Below are 18,643 nucleotides of genomic sequence, written 5' to 3'. Positions count from 1 at the left end.
GTATGGGCTGTTATTGTCTACATTTGGTATACCTATGCTTCGTACAAAATCTCACCTGTCCGGGATACATCATATCCCTCGAATGATTGCAGTTCCTGCCTAAACTCCGGCGATTGGAGAATTCGCAGTACAGATTCTGTCCAGGCTTCATTACCTTGCTTCCTCAGCATGACCAGATCATAGCGCTCCTGAGTGAGCGGGACAAAATCAACCTGACCCACAAGTCGTGCAGCTTTCTCAATGCCAACTCCGACATCAGCTTCACCTGAACTGACTTTGGCAGCTACGCCCATGTGACTGGTTTCCTCGGTTTCATATCCGATCAGACCTGCAGCAGGAATTCCGTGCAGCCGAAGTTGCTCATCCAGCAAAACCCTCGCGCCAGAACCTTTCTCCCGATTAGCGAGTCTCAGTTCAGACTTGCTCAGATCGGTCCAATTCTGCAAGTTCTGCGGATTGCCACGCTGTACATACAGTCCGGCAGGACGTGAAAGCAGGTTCACCACAACATAGGACCGTCCTGTCAGAATTTTGCGAATGTACGGCAGATTATACTCACCGGTATCTCCGTCGAGCAGATGGGTGCTGACCAGATCGGACTCCCCACGATACATCGAGATAAGCCCATCCAGACTACCCATGAACGAGCGTAGCGGACGAATGTCCCGAGTTTGTTTTTCCATATGGCGCATTAGAATATCCAGACTGACATCCTGACCTGTTATGACCAGATGCCGTGGTACAGCAGGCACTGCATGAGCAGAACTCGCTGGAGTATTCGCATGCGCAGACCCAACCGGAGTAGTTGATTGTAAGGAAGTTCCCTGAGAATCACCATGACCTAGCTGGGTCCCTGATGCCGAGGTCTGATTAGGAGTCGGGATACGCTGACCTGAGGACTGAAGTTGCTTGGAGCGACGTTTATATGCCTCCAGATCGGTTGCATCAATTCGCATTTGTTTACCTACACGGTATGCGACAAGGTCTCCCTTTTTAATCAGGTCATAGACCGTCAGTTTCGATATTTTGAGAAGCTTGGATATTTCTTCGGTTGTGTAGGATTGCTCCTCCGTCATAAGTGAAGATCCTCCTTCAAAGGTATAGAGCAATTATGGTTTTGTTATGAATGTTTCTTGTACTATATCATTAATTGAGGGATGCCATAAACCTGAGAACACGCAATACACGCATAGGACAGATAACAAAAATCAAATGTGATCTTAATCACCTTCCCATTTTTTCGGTCTTGTGTATAATTAGATATAATCAATTATAACTAGTTATAACCAAAGATAACGTTGGGGGAGAAATGAATGAGAAAGAGAATCGGATATGTGTTGGGAAGTATGTCACTGGGACTGGCTCTTGTATTGGCTGGTTGCGGCGCAAGCACGGGCAATACGGATACATCCACAGGTGCAGAACAAACAACCCCAACGCCAGCGGCATCAGTTGAAAGTTCATCAGCAGGAAATACCGATCCGCAGGAAACGGTAGATCTGACGATCTCTGCGGCGGCCAGTCTGACCGATGCGATGAAAGAGATTGAAACCAATTATGAGCTAGCTAATCCTTATATAGAACTTAATTTTAACTTTGGCGCCTCGGGTGCCTTGCAACAGCAGATTGAACAGGGTGCCCCGGCTGATGTCTTTGTATCGGCGGCAACAAAAAATATGAATGCGCTAGTAGATGAAAATCTGATTGCATCGGGTGATCAGAAGAATTTGCTACAGAATTCACTGGTGGCCATAGTGCCAGCAGATGGGACCCACACAGTAACCAGTGAAACGGATCTCACCAGCGACTCCATCAAGACGGTAGCCATTGGGATTCCGGAAAGTGTTCCTGCGGGAACCTATGCCAAGGAAGCTCTGACCAATGCCAAGCTGTGGGATGAACTGGAAAGCAAACTTGTGCAGGGGAAAGACGTTAGACAGGTTCTTCAATATGTAGAGACAGGTAATGCAGATGCAGGATTTGTATATAAAACAGATGCTCTTACTTCGGATCAGGTGAAAATTGCGTTTGAGGTGGACAAGAACAGCTACACACCAGCCAATTATCCAATAGGCATTATTGAAGGAACCAAACACCGTACAGAGGCCGAACAATTTTATGCGTATTTACAAACCCCTGGAGTGCTCGATATCTTCGCGAAATACGGATTCACAATTCCGGAATGAATGTGAACGCCATAGACTGGTCCGTATTCTGGTCACCGGTGCGCTTGTCACTTCAGGTTGCACTGTTATCCAGCGTGGTGGCCACTGTGCTCGGAATCGCGATAGCCTGGAAGATGTCACGTTCTTCATTTCGGGGAAAGATTCTGCTGGAAACGGCATTTATGCTGCCGCTAGTCCTTCCCCCGACGGTGGTTGGATTTCTGTTACTTGTCATACTGGGGCGTAAAAGTCTGTTTGGACAATGGATTGAAGCCATATTCTCCGCACCGGTTGTTTTCACCTGGTGGGCTGCGGTGATTGCTTCGGTGGTGGTTGCTTTTCCACTTGTGTATCAGACGATGAAATCGGGATTCAGTGGTGTGGATCGGGATTTGGAAGATGCAGGCCGTTCGATTGGGGCAAATGAGTGGCAGGTTTTTCGTTACATCTCCCTCCCGCTCGCAGGCAGAGCATTGATGACCGCTTTCATCCTGGGCTTTGCCCGTGCACTCGGGGAATTTGGTGCCACACTGATGATTGCAGGCAATATTCCGGGCAAAACACAAACGGTACCTACGGCAATCTATGTCGCTGTGGATTCGGGCAATCAGACCATGGCCTGGGCGTGGACTGTTTCTATTATCATCATCTCGTTTATCATGTTACTGATGACCAGACAGCAGCGAGATGGAAAAAATGACTGACATTGCATGTGTGCATATTATATAAAACATGACGAAAAACCCTTGTTAAGGTAAGTCATGATTCCTTAATACGGGTTTTTCGTCACAGATTTAATATGTACAAATACCAAACATATGTGAATTTTACCTTAATGGAAATGTAAAGATATTTTAACATAAAAAAATAAATATTTTTCCAAAATTTAATCGTTCAGCTCTCGCTTTCAGTGGGCTTGTTCCTGTAAGATAGAAGTAATTGATTCCAGCCAAGTACTGAAATAAGGAGAGACGACGATGAACACTAAACCTGATTGCGGCGTTTCGTTGCAAATCGATGACTATCTGGATCTTTTGCATTTTGCCATCCAAATTCAGGATCAGGAATGGCAGCAATCCCTTATCCGCCAACTCAAAATATTCCAGACGGCGACGGAGCAGCAACGCACACCTGAAGAGGAATTATGGACACGGTTTGATTACATCAACAGCAAACTGACAGGTCTGTGCCACCAGATTCATGCCGCTCATTCCATAGATGAACGCAAGAAGTTTGAGGAACGGATCGGTCTCTTACAATTACAGCGAGTGGAAGTTGCACGTAAAATTAAATGGGCGAGTCGCAGATAGATGAGTAGTGTACACACCAAGTGATGCACCGCCAAAATAGTATAATTAGTGAGAGTCATACAAGAAGAAGCCATCCGCCAATCGATATGGGGGATGGCTTTTTCTCGTACTATAGAGAAGTCCTATAACCATATCAGGATGTCCTATTAGTTTAGTTATTGCCCTAAGATGACTTGTAATGATATTCTTTGTTCAACCTAATTCCGACTATACAAGTAAGAATGGTTTGTTAATAAGATAGAGGAATGGGAGTACACATCATATTCGCTGTGATAACAGCCTGTGGAGGAGATTGGGAATGGTTAAAAAACGGGGGATTCAAAAATTCCGGACAGCACTGCTGTTCATTACAATGCTGGCGGTACTGGCTGGATGCAGCACAGGAACTGCAAGCAATGATTCAGAATCTGCTTCGGCAGCAGGCGACACCAAAGTGAAAAAGATCATTGTAGGAACAGGTACACAGTTCCCAAATGTCTGCTTCATTGATGAGAATGGCAAGTTAACAGGTTATGATGTGGAACTGATCCGGGAGATCGACAAACGTTTGCCTGAGTATGAATTCGAATTCAGCACGATGGATTTCAAAAACCTGCTGCTGAGTCTGGAAACGAAAAAAATTGACCTGATCGCTCACCAGATGGAAGTGAATGATGAGAGACAGGCCAAGTTCCTGTTTAATGATGAAGCCTATAATATTTTTCCAAATAAAATTGTCGTAAGTCAGAAGAATGAGGAAGTAAAATCGATTGAGGATCTAAAAGGGAAAAAACTGATTGTTGGTGCTACAAGTAATGCGGCTGTACTTGCTGAGAAATGGAATGCAGCGAACGGTAACGGGATTGATATCGTCTATTCCGGAGCGGGTGAGGATACCAATACCCAGATCAAAACAGGCCGGGTGGATGCCACCATCAGCACTCAGTTTGCCATTGATTATCAGAATAAGGCGGTTGATGCTCAGCTGAAAACGGTAGGCGATGCCCTCTCCAACTCCAAAGTGTACTTCATTCTGAACAAAGATGAGCAGGAACTCAAAACCAAAGTGGACGAAGCGCTCAAAGGGATCAAAGAAGACGGAACGTTAGGCAAACTGAGCACAGAGTGGCTTGGAGCTGACTATACGGTTGAAGAGTAGTCTGAGAAAGGTGTGCAGCGGTAATGGGAAAATCATTTGATCTGTCATTGGTTCTGGAGTTCATCCCGGAACTGCTACGATATTTGCATATAACACTGATTGTACTGGGGGGTTCCATCGTGCTCGGACTGGTGGGCGGCGTGCTTCTGGCCGTTCCCCGGCTATATCGGATTCCGGTACTAAGCCAGTTGGCTACCCTGTACGTCTCATTCATGCGGGGCACACCGATCCTGATCAAATTGTTCCTGGTATATTACGGACTTCCAGAGTTGCTCAAACCCATTGGCATCGACCTGTCGAGAACCGACCCGTTGTTATTTGTCATAGTGACCTATGCGCTTAGTGACGCGGCATCCTTTGCCGAGATCTTTCGCGGAGCGGTGCGCAGTGTGGATAAAGGTCAGACGGAAGCAGCCTATGCTGCGGGTATGACCACATTCCAGTCTTTTCGGCGGATTGTTGTTCCGCAGGCACTGATTGTTGCTTTTCCGAACATGGCCAATACATTAATCGGTTCATTGAAGGATACTTCTTTGGCCTTCTCCATTGGTGTCATGGATATGGTGGGCAGAGGGCAGACGTTAATTTCGGCTACATCGCATGCACTTGAAGTGTATATCAGTCTGTCTGTGGTCTATTATGTCATTGTGATTGTGCTTGAAAAAGGATTTGCCTTTGCAGAACGCAGACTCCAGCGTCATGAACGCAAGAGGGTTGTACACAAACCGGCAATTCGAGCCAAACGCCTGAAACGAATAACGGGGTGAGCATATGTCGATTGATCTCCAGTTTATCTATACATCTTTTTTTCAAATCCTGAAGGCATTGCCACTGACACTTGTCATTACGATTGTTCCGTTGATTGCAGGCTTCGGAATCGGTCTGGCTACGGCTCTGATCCGTATTTATCGCGTGCGGTGGATTCACCGCATTGCTGACTTCTACGTTTCATTCTTGCGTGGAACACCGATGCTGATGCATCTATTCCTCATCTATTACGGTATTCCGATGATTATCGATAAGCTGGCGGAACGTTACGGTTGGGCTTTCCAATCCTCGTCGATTCCTATTCTCGTATTTGTACTGATTGCTTTCTCGCTCACTGCGGGTGCCTATATGTCCGAGATTATCCGTTCAGGCATTCTTGCTGTGGATATCGGCCAGATGGAGGCGGCTCACGCTGTAGGTATGAGCACATTCCAGGCTTTAAGACGTATCATCATCCCTCAAGCAATCGGGGCTGTATTGCCTAACCTGTGCAGTATGTTTGTTGGGTTCCTGCATGGATCAACACTTGCTTTTACCGTGTCGCAGATGGACATCCTTGGTAAAGCGGATGTGGTGGCATCCGTCAGTTTGAAGTTTCTGGAGGCCTTTATCGCCGCAGCGTTTATCTATTGGGGGCTGACCATCATTGCCGAGCGGATCACTGCTCTGCTTGAGCGTCGGGTTGCCGTGTACAGCAAAGGAGGCGTGTCATGATTACACTAACAAACATACACAAAACTTTTGGCAAGCAGGAAGTATTGAAGGGAATTGATCTGACCGTGGAACAGGGTGATGTCGTAGCGATCCTTGGACCGAGCGGATCAGGTAAAACAACGCTGCTGCGCTGCGTCAATTTTCTGGAACGTGCCGATGAGGGCGAGGTTCAGATCAGTGGATTAACCGTCGATTGCAAGCATGCACGCAAACATGACATTGTGCAGTTGAGACGAAAAACAGCGATGGTGTTCCAGCATTATAATCTGTTCAAACACAAGACAGTGCTGGATAACGTCACGGAAGGTTTAATTATTGCCCAGAAAATGTCCAAAGCCGATGCCCGCACTCGTGCCTTGCGTGTGCTTGAACAAGTTGGACTGTCTGCCAAAATCAATGAGTATCCAAGTATGTTGTCAGGTGGACAACAGCAACGGGTAGGCATCGCCAGAGCACTGGCACTGAATCCCGAAGTGATTTTGTTTGATGAACCGACCTCGGCGCTGGACCCCGAACTTGTGGGTGAGGTGTTGTCTGTCATCCGCTCCATTGCTCAAGAGGGGATTACCATGATTGTAGTTACCCATGAAATGGGGTTTGCCCGTGAGGTGGCAAGTCGGGTTGTATTCATGGATGGAGGTTCCGTTGTGGAGGAAGGAACCCCGGAGGAGGTGTTTGTACGTCCCAAGCAGGAACGTACTCGTCAATTCCTCAGTCGATATTCTTCCGACTGGAGTTATGTCATCTGACGATATAGGCGCAAGCTGTAGTAACTGACGATCCCGGCCCGGCATATGCTGTAACAGGCAAATGCTGATAGGCCGGGTTTTTCTATGGGTGAAGCAGGCCGTGACGGTAAGGAGGAGGACCATGCAGAGCAAAATCGATGAAATCATCACACATATTGCACACTCTCACCAGCAGATCGCACGTGTGCTGGATGCCAAACGCCAAGTCGCTGTACGCATGTCTGAAATCATCAATCATTTGCCAGATATCGAACCGGAGTTGGACGGCGTTGACGGTCTGCTGGATAGCTCTGGGCAAATCAACAAAAGCATTATATCTTACTTGGGGGGCCTTGCAGATCTGGAAGAGGCTGTAGCCGAAACACTGACCCAAGTCATGCGGGAGATCGCGATTCAAGAGGAAGAATAAGCCCGGAAGGCGGGTGAAGGAACATGAGTAGAGAACAGAGCCTCATTCTGATGCTGGACGCAGCAGCCAAAATGCAGTGGAATATTGCCCTGATCCTGGAGGCAAAAGCGATTGAGGCCGAGAAGGTACGGAACTGGACGCTGAATCATTTGAATGGGGATACCTTTCTGACGCACGGGGATCAGGTAGGCGAGCCGCTCAAAATGCATGATCAGCTGGTGGAATTGCTGGAAGGTTTAACCCGGATGGAGACCGGACTGTGCAACAATCTCAAAGCGGTGATGGTACAGAACGATAGCGAAGATGGCGGCGGTATGGACGGGGGCATGTTTGGCGGCATGGATCTGGGAGACATGGGAAAATGAGTCTGATGCGGCGTGAGCAGGAAGCCAAACTGGCGCTCATTGAATCCATTGCACACAGTCAGCAGGCGCTGGCACGCATTCTGGACAGTGTAGCCAGTGTAACCGCTCATTCGGAAGTATCCGCCCGCAGTCTGGCCGAGAACATTCGTTTGCTGAGTCGCTATCAGGCAGAAATGTCTCGTATGGTTACGGGAATCAGGCTGGCCCGAATCCAGCATGGGGAGCCTGGCTTGCCGTGGCTCAAAGACCCCGGGTGTGCAATTCGTATCGTTCGGGACATACAGGAGGAATGTTGACATGTTAAAGAAGAAGAAAATACGACTGAGAACCAAAAGAGCTTTGTTAATCCGTGGAGCCCGTCTGCGCAAAATTCGCAAACTGCGTGCGCTCAGAGCCAAACGTGTTCTTCACAAACGCCCACTTAAAGGACGCAGTGCGTGGCTCAAAAAAAAGAAACGTGCGGTACGGCGGCACCGGAGTCCAAAGCCCGTACAACCAGTCGTCCCGGCTACCCCTACCGATCCGAACCCGGACGGTGCGTACAGCCAGGGATACAACGAGGCGTACAACGAGGGATTCAACGCGGGTTTCGCCAAGGGATTCGAGGACGGACATCAGCTGGCGTACAAAGCACAGTAACCGAGTAGACACGATTATTCCTGCATCGAATGATACCTGTCTAGCAGTTAGCCCGGGGGACAGATCCCTCCGGGCTATTTGCATCGCCGCAAAAGCGGACATGCCCGTACAGGCGGATGTGGAGGGCATGCGCCAATTTTGCGCCTTGCAGGACACCCGTCCATGATGCATCTGACCCCGAGGCATATCCTTTAGAGGGAAGACCAATCTCGGGGAGAGTCTGGAAGTGAGATCTCCTGAAGGAAGACAGGGTGAAGAATGTGGCAAAACGAAGGCACCGTCCGCTGACCGAAGCGGAAACGGCTTACCGCGGCGGATATGCAGAAGGCCGCAGATTCGGCGGCTGTCAAGCCATGATGGAGCGGGTGCAGATGTTTGAACCGACCCTGCGGGACATGAAGGTGTTATATATCCCGCAAGGATTCGATGCCATCGATGAAGGTGTCACCTTGGCTCTGCAGCAATCTGTACGTGAATGCGTTGTTGGATCGCCAGCAGCGATGTTGCAGGAAGCCACTCATCATCGGCCCGATGTTGTGCTCGTCATGAATGGTCTGCATGTATTTCCCGCAGATCATGTGGAGCAGGTGAAAGGCATACGTGCACTCGGTATCCGAACTGCCGTGTGGTTTGTGGATGATCCGTATTTCACCGAAGATACAACGTCCCTTTGCCAGCATTATGATGTCGTGTTCACGCATGAAGAGGCCGCCGTACCCTTCTATCTGGGACATGGAGCGAACCAGGTCATCTATATGCCACTCGCGGTGAATCCAGGCATGTTTCAACCGCGGCGCGCCGCACCGCAGCATCAGCATGACATTTGTTTTATCGGTACCGGATTCTGGAACCGGATTGCCTTGTTTGATGAGCTGGCCCCTTTTCTTGCGGACAAAAAGGTATTCATTGCGGGTAGCCAGTGGAACCGATTGGCACGCTTTGATGTACTAGGCCGTTTCATCCACGAAGGATGGATTGCTCCTGGAGAGACAGTAGATTATTACAATGGCGCCAAGATTGTCATTAACATTCACCGGACTTGCGAGAATGGGGAAGACAATCGCAACACACACCATCTGGAAGGTCACTCGATTAATCCACGCACGTATGAGATTAGCGCATGCGGCACAATGCAGATTACGGATGCACGTGCAGATTTACCCCGTTATTATAAGCCGGGATATGACATCGAGACGTTCACCAACGCAGCGGAACTTCAGCGCAAGATCCACTATTATCTGAAGCATGAGGAAGAACGACAGGCGATGGCGTGGCGCGGACTTCTCACCACGATGAACCAGCACACATTCACTCGCCGGATCGGTCAGTTGCTGGAACATTTGTAATCCCCGTCTGAAGTGCAGCACCAACGAGAACCCTATCCCAAAAAATAAAGGAGTGGCGGTATGTCTCTCAAACACCGTAAAACCAAAAAGATTCATGCACCCGTACTAAGCCTAGCTGATCAAGCGCGCAAAAATGGGCAACATGCCGGATATGACGCAGGTAAGGAAGAAGGATATCTGCGTGGTCGCGCCAACTATATTGTGAATTGTGCACAGGAACCGTTGCCTTTCCGACAGCTTCATGTGCTGTATGTATCCTCGGGTAAAGGCTTCCCTTACTCCCCGTTAGATGAGGCTATCATGGCCACGCTACAGGGTATGGTAGCTCAAGTAACCCTCTCTGATCCGCGTCAACCGGTTTCTGAAATTGCGCTGCAGATGCGTCCTGATCTTGTGCTTGTGCTGGATGGAATGGATATCCCCATCGAGCATATCGATGCGATTCGCAAAGCGGGCATTCAGACGGCGATCTGGCTGACGGATGACCCGTACTATACAGATATGACGCTGGAAATTGTGACACATTTTGACCATGTCTTCACGCTGGAACTGAACTGTATCGATCTATATCGACAAACCGGCTGCGCGTCAGTACACTACCTCCCTTTTGCAGCATTCACTAATCATTACTTTCCAATTACAACCCCTTCCCCGTTAAAACGGGATGTCAGCTTTATCGGCTCGGCCTACTGGAACCGGGTATACTTCTTCAATCCGATCATGCCTCAGTTGATGTCACACAATACGGTATTTAACGGAATCTGGTGGGATCGCCTGCCTGACTATACTGCCTATGGCGAGAAGATTGAACTTGGTCGCTGGATGAGTCCGCCGGAGACCAATGATGTGTACAACGGCACCAAAATTGTCATCAACCTGCATCGATCCCACGAAGATGATTCCGTTAATAATAATCACCTCAAAATCCCGCCAGCCTCACCGAACCCTAGAACGTTTGAAATTGCGGCGTCCACGACGCTGCAGCTGACCGACGCCCGGGATGACATTGCGCGTTTCTACAAACCGGGTGTGGAGATTGAGACATATTCCTCGCCGCAGGAGTTACTCGACAAAGTGGAATATTATCTTACTCATGAAAAGGAACGCCGTGAGATTGCACTTCGTGGACTCGAACGTACACTGAAAGACCACACGTATGGCAAAAGAATTAATGAAATGTTAACCATCATATTCCCTTAATTCTGGCCGGGAGGAGGTGTGCACAGTACCCTGTATCGGATATCCGTGTACAGGGTCCGTGCGGCCATGGCAACGAAACCAAAGCTGATGTTATTTTCACATGTGTGTAATACTCGCAGCATTACAGGCGCCGAGAAGCTGCTGCTTCATTTTATGAGAGAGATCGGTACGATCTTTGAATGTGTGCTCGTAGCTCCTCAGGAGGGGAAGCTTGCGGGGCTTGCGCGAAGATTCGGCATTCAGGTCAAAATATGCACTCTGCCGATGCTTCACGGTGTGTACACACCTTATCTGGGCATTGCAGATGATGCGGAGCATCTTCGTCATACACCAGCGTATCAGGAAGCGGTCTCCCTAATACGGGAGACTGCTCCCGATATGGTGTTAACGAACACCTGCGTTAATGTGCTGCCGGCTGTAGCGGCAAAGTCCCTTCAGATTCCGGTCATCTGGAAGATTACCGAGATCATTCATACGAATGAACATACAACCGAGGCGATCCAGATGATTGGCCGTTACGCGGATTGGATTATCGGTATATCCGAGACAGCGGTAGCCCCATTCCAAGAAGCCGGCATAGGTGACAAAGTGACCATTATCTCCCCAACTTGGGAACCCGCGCTACCAGCCCCGGACCGCTGGGTTCATCTGCGCGAACGCAAGCGTAAGGAGCTCGGTTTCAAATCATCACAGACCTGTATCGGTTATATTTCTTCATTTATATATGATGCCAAAGGGTTGAAACCTTTTGTGGATATGGCCTTGAGGATCTGTGAAACGCATTCGCGTTGTCGCTTCTGGATCATCGGGGCACCATCGGATAAAAAGTATTACGACGAGTGTGTATCACGGGTGAAAAAATCCGGGTATTCACGCCGGTTTACCTTCACTACGTTTGAAGAGAACGTATCTCTGGCATATACCGCGATGGATATCCTGGTCATCCCAAGCATGGTCAAAGAAGGATTTGGCATGACCGCACTGGAGGGTCTCTATTTTGCCAAACCGGTCATCGCTTTCGCTCAGGGTGGACTGAAGGAATTAATGGAATCCGTAGGCAGTGATGCATTTCTGGCCCCGCCGGGCGATACCGAAGCGCTTGTCACCTTGGCAACAACCTTGCTGAATGATGCAGAGCTGGCCTCCACTACGGGATGGCGCAATCGGACAGAAGCGGAAAGGCTCTACGGCGTTGAAACCTACCGAACAAAATTGCATACGATGGTGACACAGTGGTTATTGCGTTTTCCCGGATGGTTTGCTTATATCCAACCTCCGAATGGACCTGTGTATGCCCATGGAGAGGGCGGACTACGCACTGTACTGGTTCTGGAGCCGGCTACGGTTCGGGCACTGTTATTCCCGCTGACCGTCATCCAGGCGTTGCCACATTCCTCATTACCTCCAATCGCATTGGGTCACGATGCTCCTGTTGCCTCAGGTACTGGCCCAGCTGCAAAGCTGATTCAACAGAGGGGCAAAACACGGAAACGTCGTCGCAAGCCACTTGCACCCCATTCTCGCCGAGACCGTGAGGGACTGAAACGTACTTCCGGAACTGGCAAACGTAAGGGGAGACTCCGTACAACGAAGGGACCGCGTCCACATATGGGGAAATCGGCTAGTCGCAGACGCAAATCTGCCAAGGCAGGACGTAGCCGAGCAGGGCGCAAGGGTTCCAATACAAGATGAAGGCAGGGATTACGATGAAGATCATGACGGTGCTGGGTACGAGACCTGAGATCATACGGCTCAGCCTGATCATCTCCAAGCTGGACCAGTACGCGTCCAAACATATTCTGGTGCACACGGGACAGAACTTCACGGAAAGTCTCAGCGGTCTTTTTTTCAAGGAAATGGGCCTGCGCGCACCGGATTACGTTCTTCAGGATGAAGCGGCCACTCTGGGACGACAGCTATCCTCGATGTTTACGCAGATGGAAGATCTGATATTGCAGGAGAAGCCCGATAAATTGCTGCTGCTCGGCGATACCAATAGCGCATTATGTGCAGTATTGGCTGAGCGCATGGGTGTTCCTGTTATTCATATGGAAGCAGGCAATCGTTGCTTTGACCTGGATGTGCCTGAAGAGAAAAATCGTAAGGTTATTGATGCCATCTCCACCGTTAATATGCCTTACACGGAACAGAGCAAGAAACATTTGGTCAGCGAAGGGGTACCAAGCAGGCGCATCGTGCTCACGGGCAATCCCATCTATGAAGTCATGCAGCACTACGACGCGCAAGTAAGTTCTAGCAAAATACTCAAAAAGCTCAAGCTAAAGTCCGGGCAATACTTCCTGGTTACTGCCCATCGAGCCGAGAATGTGGATCATGCCCCTCATTTGCTGGAGATTATGAAAGGGCTGAACCAGGTCGCAGAGGAAAACGGGTTGCGTGTGATCTGCAGTATTCATCCGCGTACCGCGATCCGGATTGCGGAGCATCTGCAACTGGAGATGAACCCGCTGGTGGAGTTTCACGAGCCGTTTGGATTCTTCGACTTTGTAATGCTTGAACGTCATGCACGCTGTGCACTTACGGATAGCGGTACCGTGCAGGAGGAGTGTTGCATTATGGGCGTGCCGACCGTAACGATGCGTCGAACTACCGAGCGGCCGGAAACGGTCGATTGTGGCAGCAATGTAGTCTCCGGTCTGGATGCCGCGCGCATCGCTGATTGCGTGAAAGTCATGACAAAGATGTCTAGCGACTGGGATTGCCCGCAAGGTTACAAAGCCACAGATGTATCCAGTAAAGTGGTTAAATTTCTGCTTGGAGGGAAAATGCATGTTTGAAAATAAGCGTATACTCGTGACTGGCGGTACGGGATCATGGGGTTATGAACTTGTGGCTCAACTACTGCCCCAGCAGCCCAAAGAAATTATTGTATATTCCCGGAACGAGTCCAGCCAAGTGGCTATGAGTCGTGAATTTGAAGACCCGCGTCTTCATTTCCGGATTGGAGATATTCGTGACAAGGATGCCTTGACGGCGGCTTGCCAGCATGTGGACTATGTATTTCATCTGGCTGCGCTCAAGCATGTTCCGGTGTGTGAAGACCAACCGTACGAAGCACTCAAAACCAATGTGATTGGTACACAGAATGTGATCGAGGCCGCTATTGAGAACAAGGTGGAAAAAGTAATCTATATCTCAACTGACAAGGCTGCCAATCCGTCCAACTTCTATGGCATGACCAAAGCGATCGGCGAGAAATTAATTGTATATGCAAACTTGTTACACAGTGATACCAAGTTTGTTACGGTACGGGGTGGGAATGTACTGGGAACAAACGGCAGTGTGGTACATCTGTTCAAGAATCAGATCCGCCAGAAAGGGCAGGTCTCCATCACGGATATGAGTATGACTCGATTCTTTCTTACGCTGAAGGATGCAATTACCTTGCTGTTCAAAGCTTCGGTGGAAAGTGTCGGCGGAGAGATCTTTGTCATGACGATGCCTACCTGTAAAATCGTTGATCTCGCGGAAGTGCTGATTGAGGATTCCGGTGTGGAGAATGTGAGCATTGTGGAACGTGGCATTCGTCCAGGGGAGAAAATCCATGAAATATTGATGAGTGAATTCGAGAGTATGACCACCGTTGTCTACGATGAGCAGTACCTGGTTATTCTTCCTACCCTGGGTATACCGGGTCTGCGTGAACATTATACCAATTGTCCCCCGGTCTCCTTTAACAGTTTCAGTTCTGAACACCAACTCATGAGTAAAGAGGAGATTCGTGAAATTCTGAAACGCGGAGGATTCTTGTCATGAAACTGCTGATACTTGGTGGAAACGGAATGGCCGGCCATATTCTGGTCGACTATTTCCGCCGTCAAGGTGTACACAGCGTCTTCTACACATCTCGGGATGTAACGGACCCCAATGGTCTGCTCCTGGATGTGAACGACAGCTTCATGGTTGATCGATTGGTAGAAGCTGTGCACCCGGATGTGATTATTAATGCTGTAGGTGTGTTGAACAACTTCGCAGATGAGGACAAAATTACTGCATATCATATTAACGGTTTCCTGCCACATCGTCTGCGTCGGGTTGCAGATACGATTGGTGCACGCCTGATTCATATCAGCACAGACTGTGTGTTCAGCGGAGAACGGGGAGCATATCGGGAAGATGATGTTACGGACGGGACTTCAGCTTACGCCATCACCAAAGCCCTAGGTGAAGTTCAGGATGAAGGTCATCTGACGATCCGTACGTCCATCATTGGACCCGAGATTCGCCAGGGCGGCATTGGTCTGATGCAATGGTTTATGTCCAGCACAGGTGAAGTCGGAGGGTATACCCGCGTATTCTGGAACGGTGTGACCACACTTGAGCTGGCCAAATGGGTAGACCATTACCTGGCCTCATCGGTTAGTGGTCTGATTCACCTAGCTCATCCGGCACCTGTCAGCAAGCATGACCTGCTTGTATTGTTCAAGCAGACCTGGGATAAGCAGGATGTGACGATTGTTCGTGATGACAGTGTAGTGCAGGACCGTACGCTGGTGTCCACTCGCGAAGATGTGAAGACAGACCTGCCGGATTATTCTAAAATGCTGAAGGAGTTGGCATTATGGATGGAGCAGAGCTGAGAGGCAAGAAAGTTCTGATTACAGGCGCATCCGGTTTTACCGGGCGACATGCCGTATCTTATTTTCGGGAAGTTGATGCAGTGGTTGCGGCGGTAGTCCGGAGGCCGAATGTGTTTTCATTTGGTAAAGGTACTCAGGTCCATGTCTGTGATCTGAATGATAAACAGCAAGTGCGTCATCTGATCGGCGAGGTGCAGCCCGATTATGTGCTGCATCTCGCTGGCAAAAATTCAGTGCCTGATTCGTGGTCTGATCCGCTACTGGTCCTGGAGACCAATGTTATGGCCGTGCTGTATCTGCTGGATGCGCTTCGCAGTTGTCCGACAGCACGAACCGTTATTGTAGGATCGCGGTTAAAATATACGCCGGAACCTGGCCGGATTCCTCAGCCTCCGCATCCATACAGCCTCAGTAAAGCGCTGGAAGAGATGGTGTCCTTGTCGTGGATGTCGCTCTTCGGACAACAGATCATGCTGGCGGAGCCAGGCAATCTGATTGGTGCGGGTCCTTCCACAGGCATCTGTTCACTGCTTGCACGCCATGTTGTTGCCTGGGAGCAGGCAGGCAAAACCGAGGCATTCCGTCTGTCCGGACGGGACAATACGCGTGACTTTCTGGATGTGCGGGATGCCGTCAGAGCATATGCGACCCTCCTGGTACACGGGTCCAGCGGTACAGTATACCCTGTGGTGTCTGGAGTCGAGCGCAGTCTTGGTGAAATTGCAGATCTGCTGTTGTCCATGACAGAAGCGGAAGTCCCTGTTCGCTGGGATGGGGCATCTTCTGGTCCGGATGGTTCGGGGAAACAGGAGGAATTATCACTGCTGCGCAAGCTTGGCTGGCAGCCGATGATTCCATTTGCCACATCACTTCAGGATATCCTGAGTGATGTTCGTGTCCAGCAAGGGAGGACGACAAGTTGAATCCAAGAGTATCCATTGTCATTCCATTTTACAACTGCCCTTATGTGCCTCAGGCAATTCATAGTGCGCTGAACCAGACGTATCCCCATGTGGAGATCGTTGTTGTGAATGACGGTTCAACCCGGCATGCAGAGTTGCTTCAACCCTATCTTCCTTATATTAATGTGCTTGGCAAAAGCAATGGCGGGACGGCTTCGGCACTTAATCATGGCATCCGCCATGCTTCTGGTGATTATGTGGCCTGGCTCAGTTCGGATGATTATCTGTACCCGGATAAAATTCGTTATCAGCTGGAGTTTATGCAACGAGAGAATGTGCTCGTCTCCCATACGAACTTTCATTATATCAACGAGCATTCGGCAGTTACCAGAATGCATGGTGGGCCTGCACCGATGGCCGATCTGGATTGGCTGCGAGTGTTCGTTAACAGCAATCCGGTCAACGGTTGTACTGTCATGATCCGCAAGGATCTGTTCAGCGGAGTGGGATTGTTTGATGAGCTTCTGCCCTACACCCATGATCTGGATCTCTGGATGCGGATTTTGCTGAACGGTCATCGGTTCCCATACCTGAATGAACCACTTACTGCCTATCGGTGGCATGGGGGAATGGGATCGGTACGTCATGCGGATGTCATCGGCAGAGAGGCATCCATGGTATGGTCCAGATATCGGGAACCGCTGTTGCAGCGAATAGCGACGCTAGGCGGGTAGCGTAGGGAGGGCAGTTAAGAAAGCCAAAAGATGGCTGATTAACGCCCTCTTTGCGTAGTATTTTACCTAAGACAGTAAGAGGAGGGGAAGACCCGAATGGAGCCAAAAGTATCGATCGTCATTCCTTTTTACAATTGTGCTTATATCGAGCAGGCTGTTCACAGTGCCATTCACCAGACGTATCCGCATATCGAAGTCATCGTGGTGGATGATGGGTCAACCGAGCACGTGGAACGGCTACAGCCATTCATGGATTCCATCCGCTATATTCACAAAGAAAACGGTGGAACCGCGACAGCATTGAATGAGGGCATCAAACATGCAACAGGGGATTACTTTGTCTGGCTCAGCTCGGATGATGTGATGCTGCTGGACCGGGTGGAGAAACAACTGAAGTTTATGCGAGAGGTCAAGGCTTCATTCTGCCATGGTGCCTACCATTATGTGAATGAGAAAAGTGAATGGTTGGATACGGTGCATCCGGAAGTGGGAAGTCGTCTGGAGATGTTGCAGGTACTGCTGGAAGGTTGTCCGATCAACGGCTGTACTGTCATGTTAGAGATGGAAGCATTTGAGCGGTTTGGACTGTTCGACACTGATTTTCGCTACACCCATGACTATGAGATGTGGATGAGGCTGTTTCCAATGTATGAGCTGTTCTACTACAATGAACCTCTGATGTGTTACCGATTGCACGAGTCAATGGGAACCAAACGTCACTTCAAGGCACTCGTTGCCGAGATGGAACGGGTTCAGGCGAAGCATAGACCTATTTTGCTCAATTTGCTTCAGGTTGGCGGATACTGGAAGTAGGTGGGTTTGGAATGATGGTTGAATGGAATAGATGTTAAATGGACAGGAGAGCACCCTTATGAAACACTTTTTAAGTGTTATAAGTGGTAAGCTCTTTTTTTGCTCTATGGACAGATTCGTGGACAGAAAGGGTGAACGATTGCTGAAGTCTCTGTATAATGAAATGATTCATACACGGAAGGGACTGGACTATGCGCAGATATCAATATCTTAAACCCAACTATTAATAAACTATGGAGGTAAGAGTATTGATTACAGAGTTACACACAGAACGGTTATATTTGCGAAAAATGAACGTAGCGGATTCGGCCAGCTTGTTTAAGATTTGGTCTGATCCGGATGTGACTAGATTTATGAATATCACTCATTTTACGGATGAAAATCAAGCTATAGCCATGATTAATCTTCTGAATGATCTTTCTCAGGAAAACAAGGCCATTCGGTTCTCTATCTTTGCGCAAGAGTCCAACGAAATCATAGGTTCCTGTGGTTATAATTCACTGGATTTTGACAATCTTAAAGCAGAAATTGGGTATGACATTGCCAGATCACACTGGGGGAAAGGATATGCTACGGAAGCGATCTCTTCTTTGTTAGCTCATGCATTCTCGACTATGAAGCTGAATCGAATGGAAGCAAAGGTTGACCCCGGTAATGTGAATTCTATCAAGCTATTACAAAAGCTCAATTTCACATGCGAAGGCACCCTCAGAGCATACGAGAGGGTAGGCGAAACGTTCAGTGATCTGAGTATGTATTCCAAGTTGGCGACAGATTAGAGAGATCTGTA

General features: G+C 49.1%; 22 protein-coding genes. 21 read left to right on the top strand and 1 reads right to left on the bottom strand.

Annotated features, from left to right (window positions below; genetic code table 11):
• Positions 1-32: 32 nt before the first annotated feature.
• Positions 33-1,076 carry a helix-turn-helix transcriptional regulator gene (locus MKY92_RS24015; protein ID WP_339297897.1) on the bottom strand — a complete coding sequence of 348 codons (1,044 nt, stop codon included), beginning with the start codon at positions 1,074-1,076 and terminating at the stop codon, positions 33-35.
• Positions 1,077-1,313: 237 nt separating this feature from the next.
• On the opposite strand from MKY92_RS24015, the gene modA reads away from it, so the two are divergent.
• The 21 genes from modA (at position 1,314) to MKY92_RS23910 (ending at position 18,632) form a co-directional block, all read left to right on the top strand.
• Complete coding sequence (modA, locus tag MKY92_RS24010) at positions 1,314-2,186, top strand: molybdate ABC transporter substrate-binding protein (RefSeq protein WP_339297896.1); 873 nt, start codon at positions 1,314-1,316, stop codon at positions 2,184-2,186.
• Positions 2,183-2,869, top strand: a complete 687-nt coding sequence (gene modB / locus MKY92_RS24005; protein WP_339297895.1) for a molybdate ABC transporter permease subunit — start codon at positions 2,183-2,185, stop codon at positions 2,867-2,869. The genes modA and modB overlap by 4 nt, the downstream gene beginning before the upstream one ends.
• Before the next feature lie 273 nt (positions 2,870-3,142).
• Entirely contained in the window at positions 3,143-3,475 is a 333-nt protein-coding gene (locus tag MKY92_RS24000; protein ID WP_339297894.1) for a hypothetical protein, read from the top strand.
• Positions 3,476-3,773: 298 nt separating this feature from the next.
• The gene (locus MKY92_RS23995; RefSeq protein ID WP_339297893.1) at positions 3,774-4,613 is read left to right on the top strand and encodes a transporter substrate-binding domain-containing protein; all 840 of its coding nucleotides are present in this window, start codon (positions 3,774-3,776) and stop codon (positions 4,611-4,613) included.
• Between the two features lie 23 nt (positions 4,614-4,636).
• On the top strand, positions 4,637-5,380 hold the full coding sequence (locus MKY92_RS23990; RefSeq protein WP_339297892.1) for an amino acid ABC transporter permease: 744 nt from the start codon (positions 4,637-4,639) through the stop codon (positions 5,378-5,380).
• Between the two features lie 4 nt (positions 5,381-5,384).
• Complete coding sequence (locus MKY92_RS23985; RefSeq protein WP_036673453.1) at positions 5,385-6,095, top strand: amino acid ABC transporter permease; 711 nt, start codon at positions 5,385-5,387, stop codon at positions 6,093-6,095.
• Entirely contained in the window at positions 6,092-6,844 is a 753-nt protein-coding gene (locus MKY92_RS23980; RefSeq protein WP_339297891.1) for an amino acid ABC transporter ATP-binding protein, read from the top strand. Before MKY92_RS23985 ends, MKY92_RS23980 begins: the two co-directional genes overlap by 4 nt.
• A gap of 121 nt (positions 6,845-6,965) precedes the next feature.
• Positions 6,966-7,253, top strand: coding sequence for a nucleoside-diphosphate sugar epimerase (locus tag MKY92_RS23975; RefSeq protein WP_339297890.1), 288 nt, complete (start codon positions 6,966-6,968; stop codon positions 7,251-7,253).
• A gap of 23 nt (positions 7,254-7,276) precedes the next feature.
• Positions 7,277-7,618: a hypothetical protein gene (locus MKY92_RS23970; protein ID WP_017692510.1), complete on the top strand. Its 342-nt coding sequence runs from the start codon at positions 7,277-7,279 to the stop codon at positions 7,616-7,618.
• On the top strand, positions 7,615-7,914 hold the full coding sequence (locus MKY92_RS23965) for a hypothetical protein (RefSeq protein ID WP_017692511.1): 300 nt from the start codon (positions 7,615-7,617) through the stop codon (positions 7,912-7,914). The genes MKY92_RS23970 and MKY92_RS23965 overlap by 4 nt, the downstream gene beginning before the upstream one ends.
• A 1-nt stretch (position 7,915) precedes the next feature.
• Positions 7,916-8,257 (top strand): hypothetical protein, encoded by a 342-nt coding sequence (locus tag MKY92_RS23960; RefSeq protein WP_051446920.1) that lies wholly within the window; start codon positions 7,916-7,918, stop codon positions 8,255-8,257.
• Positions 8,258-8,508: 251 nt separating this feature from the next.
• On the top strand, positions 8,509-9,603 hold the full coding sequence (locus tag MKY92_RS23955; protein WP_339297889.1) for a glycosyltransferase: 1,095 nt from the start codon (positions 8,509-8,511) through the stop codon (positions 9,601-9,603).
• 60 nt (positions 9,604-9,663) lie between these two features.
• The gene (locus MKY92_RS23950) at positions 9,664-10,803 is read left to right on the top strand and encodes a glycosyltransferase (protein ID WP_339297888.1); all 1,140 of its coding nucleotides are present in this window, start codon (positions 9,664-9,666) and stop codon (positions 10,801-10,803) included.
• 66 nt (positions 10,804-10,869) lie between these two features.
• Positions 10,870-12,495: a glycosyltransferase family 4 protein gene (locus MKY92_RS23945; RefSeq protein WP_339297887.1), complete on the top strand. Its 1,626-nt coding sequence runs from the start codon at positions 10,870-10,872 to the stop codon at positions 12,493-12,495.
• A gap of 14 nt (positions 12,496-12,509) precedes the next feature.
• Entirely contained in the window at positions 12,510-13,601 is a 1,092-nt protein-coding gene (gene wecB, locus MKY92_RS23940; protein WP_339301896.1) for a UDP-N-acetylglucosamine 2-epimerase (non-hydrolyzing), read from the top strand.
• Positions 13,594-14,580, top strand: coding sequence for a polysaccharide biosynthesis protein (locus tag MKY92_RS23935; protein ID WP_221820943.1), 987 nt, complete (start codon positions 13,594-13,596; stop codon positions 14,578-14,580). Before wecB ends, MKY92_RS23935 begins: the two co-directional genes overlap by 8 nt.
• On the top strand, positions 14,577-15,404 hold the full coding sequence (locus tag MKY92_RS23930; protein ID WP_339297886.1) for an SDR family oxidoreductase: 828 nt from the start codon (positions 14,577-14,579) through the stop codon (positions 15,402-15,404). Before MKY92_RS23935 ends, MKY92_RS23930 begins: the two co-directional genes overlap by 4 nt.
• Complete coding sequence (locus MKY92_RS23925) at positions 15,386-16,327, top strand: NAD-dependent epimerase/dehydratase family protein (protein WP_339297885.1); 942 nt, start codon at positions 15,386-15,388, stop codon at positions 16,325-16,327. The genes MKY92_RS23930 and MKY92_RS23925 overlap by 19 nt, the downstream gene beginning before the upstream one ends.
• Positions 16,324-17,040 carry a glycosyltransferase gene (locus tag MKY92_RS23920; protein WP_339297884.1) on the top strand — a complete coding sequence of 239 codons (717 nt, stop codon included), beginning with the start codon at positions 16,324-16,326 and terminating at the stop codon, positions 17,038-17,040. Before MKY92_RS23925 ends, MKY92_RS23920 begins: the two co-directional genes overlap by 4 nt.
• 96 nt (positions 17,041-17,136) lie before the next feature.
• Positions 17,137-17,853 (top strand): glycosyltransferase, encoded by a 717-nt coding sequence (locus MKY92_RS23915; protein ID WP_076211216.1) that lies wholly within the window; start codon positions 17,137-17,139, stop codon positions 17,851-17,853.
• Positions 17,854-18,101: 248 nt separating this feature from the next.
• A complete protein-coding gene (locus tag MKY92_RS23910) occupies positions 18,102-18,632 on the top strand; it encodes a GNAT family N-acetyltransferase (protein ID WP_339297883.1) in 531 nt (176 codons plus the stop codon).
• Positions 18,633-18,643: the final 11 nt, after the last annotated feature.

The organism is Paenibacillus sp. FSL R5-0623 (assembly GCF_037974265.1).
Lineage (GTDB): Bacteria > Bacillota > Bacilli > Paenibacillales > Paenibacillaceae > Paenibacillus.
This window is presented reverse-complemented; position numbering and strand designations above follow the sequence as displayed.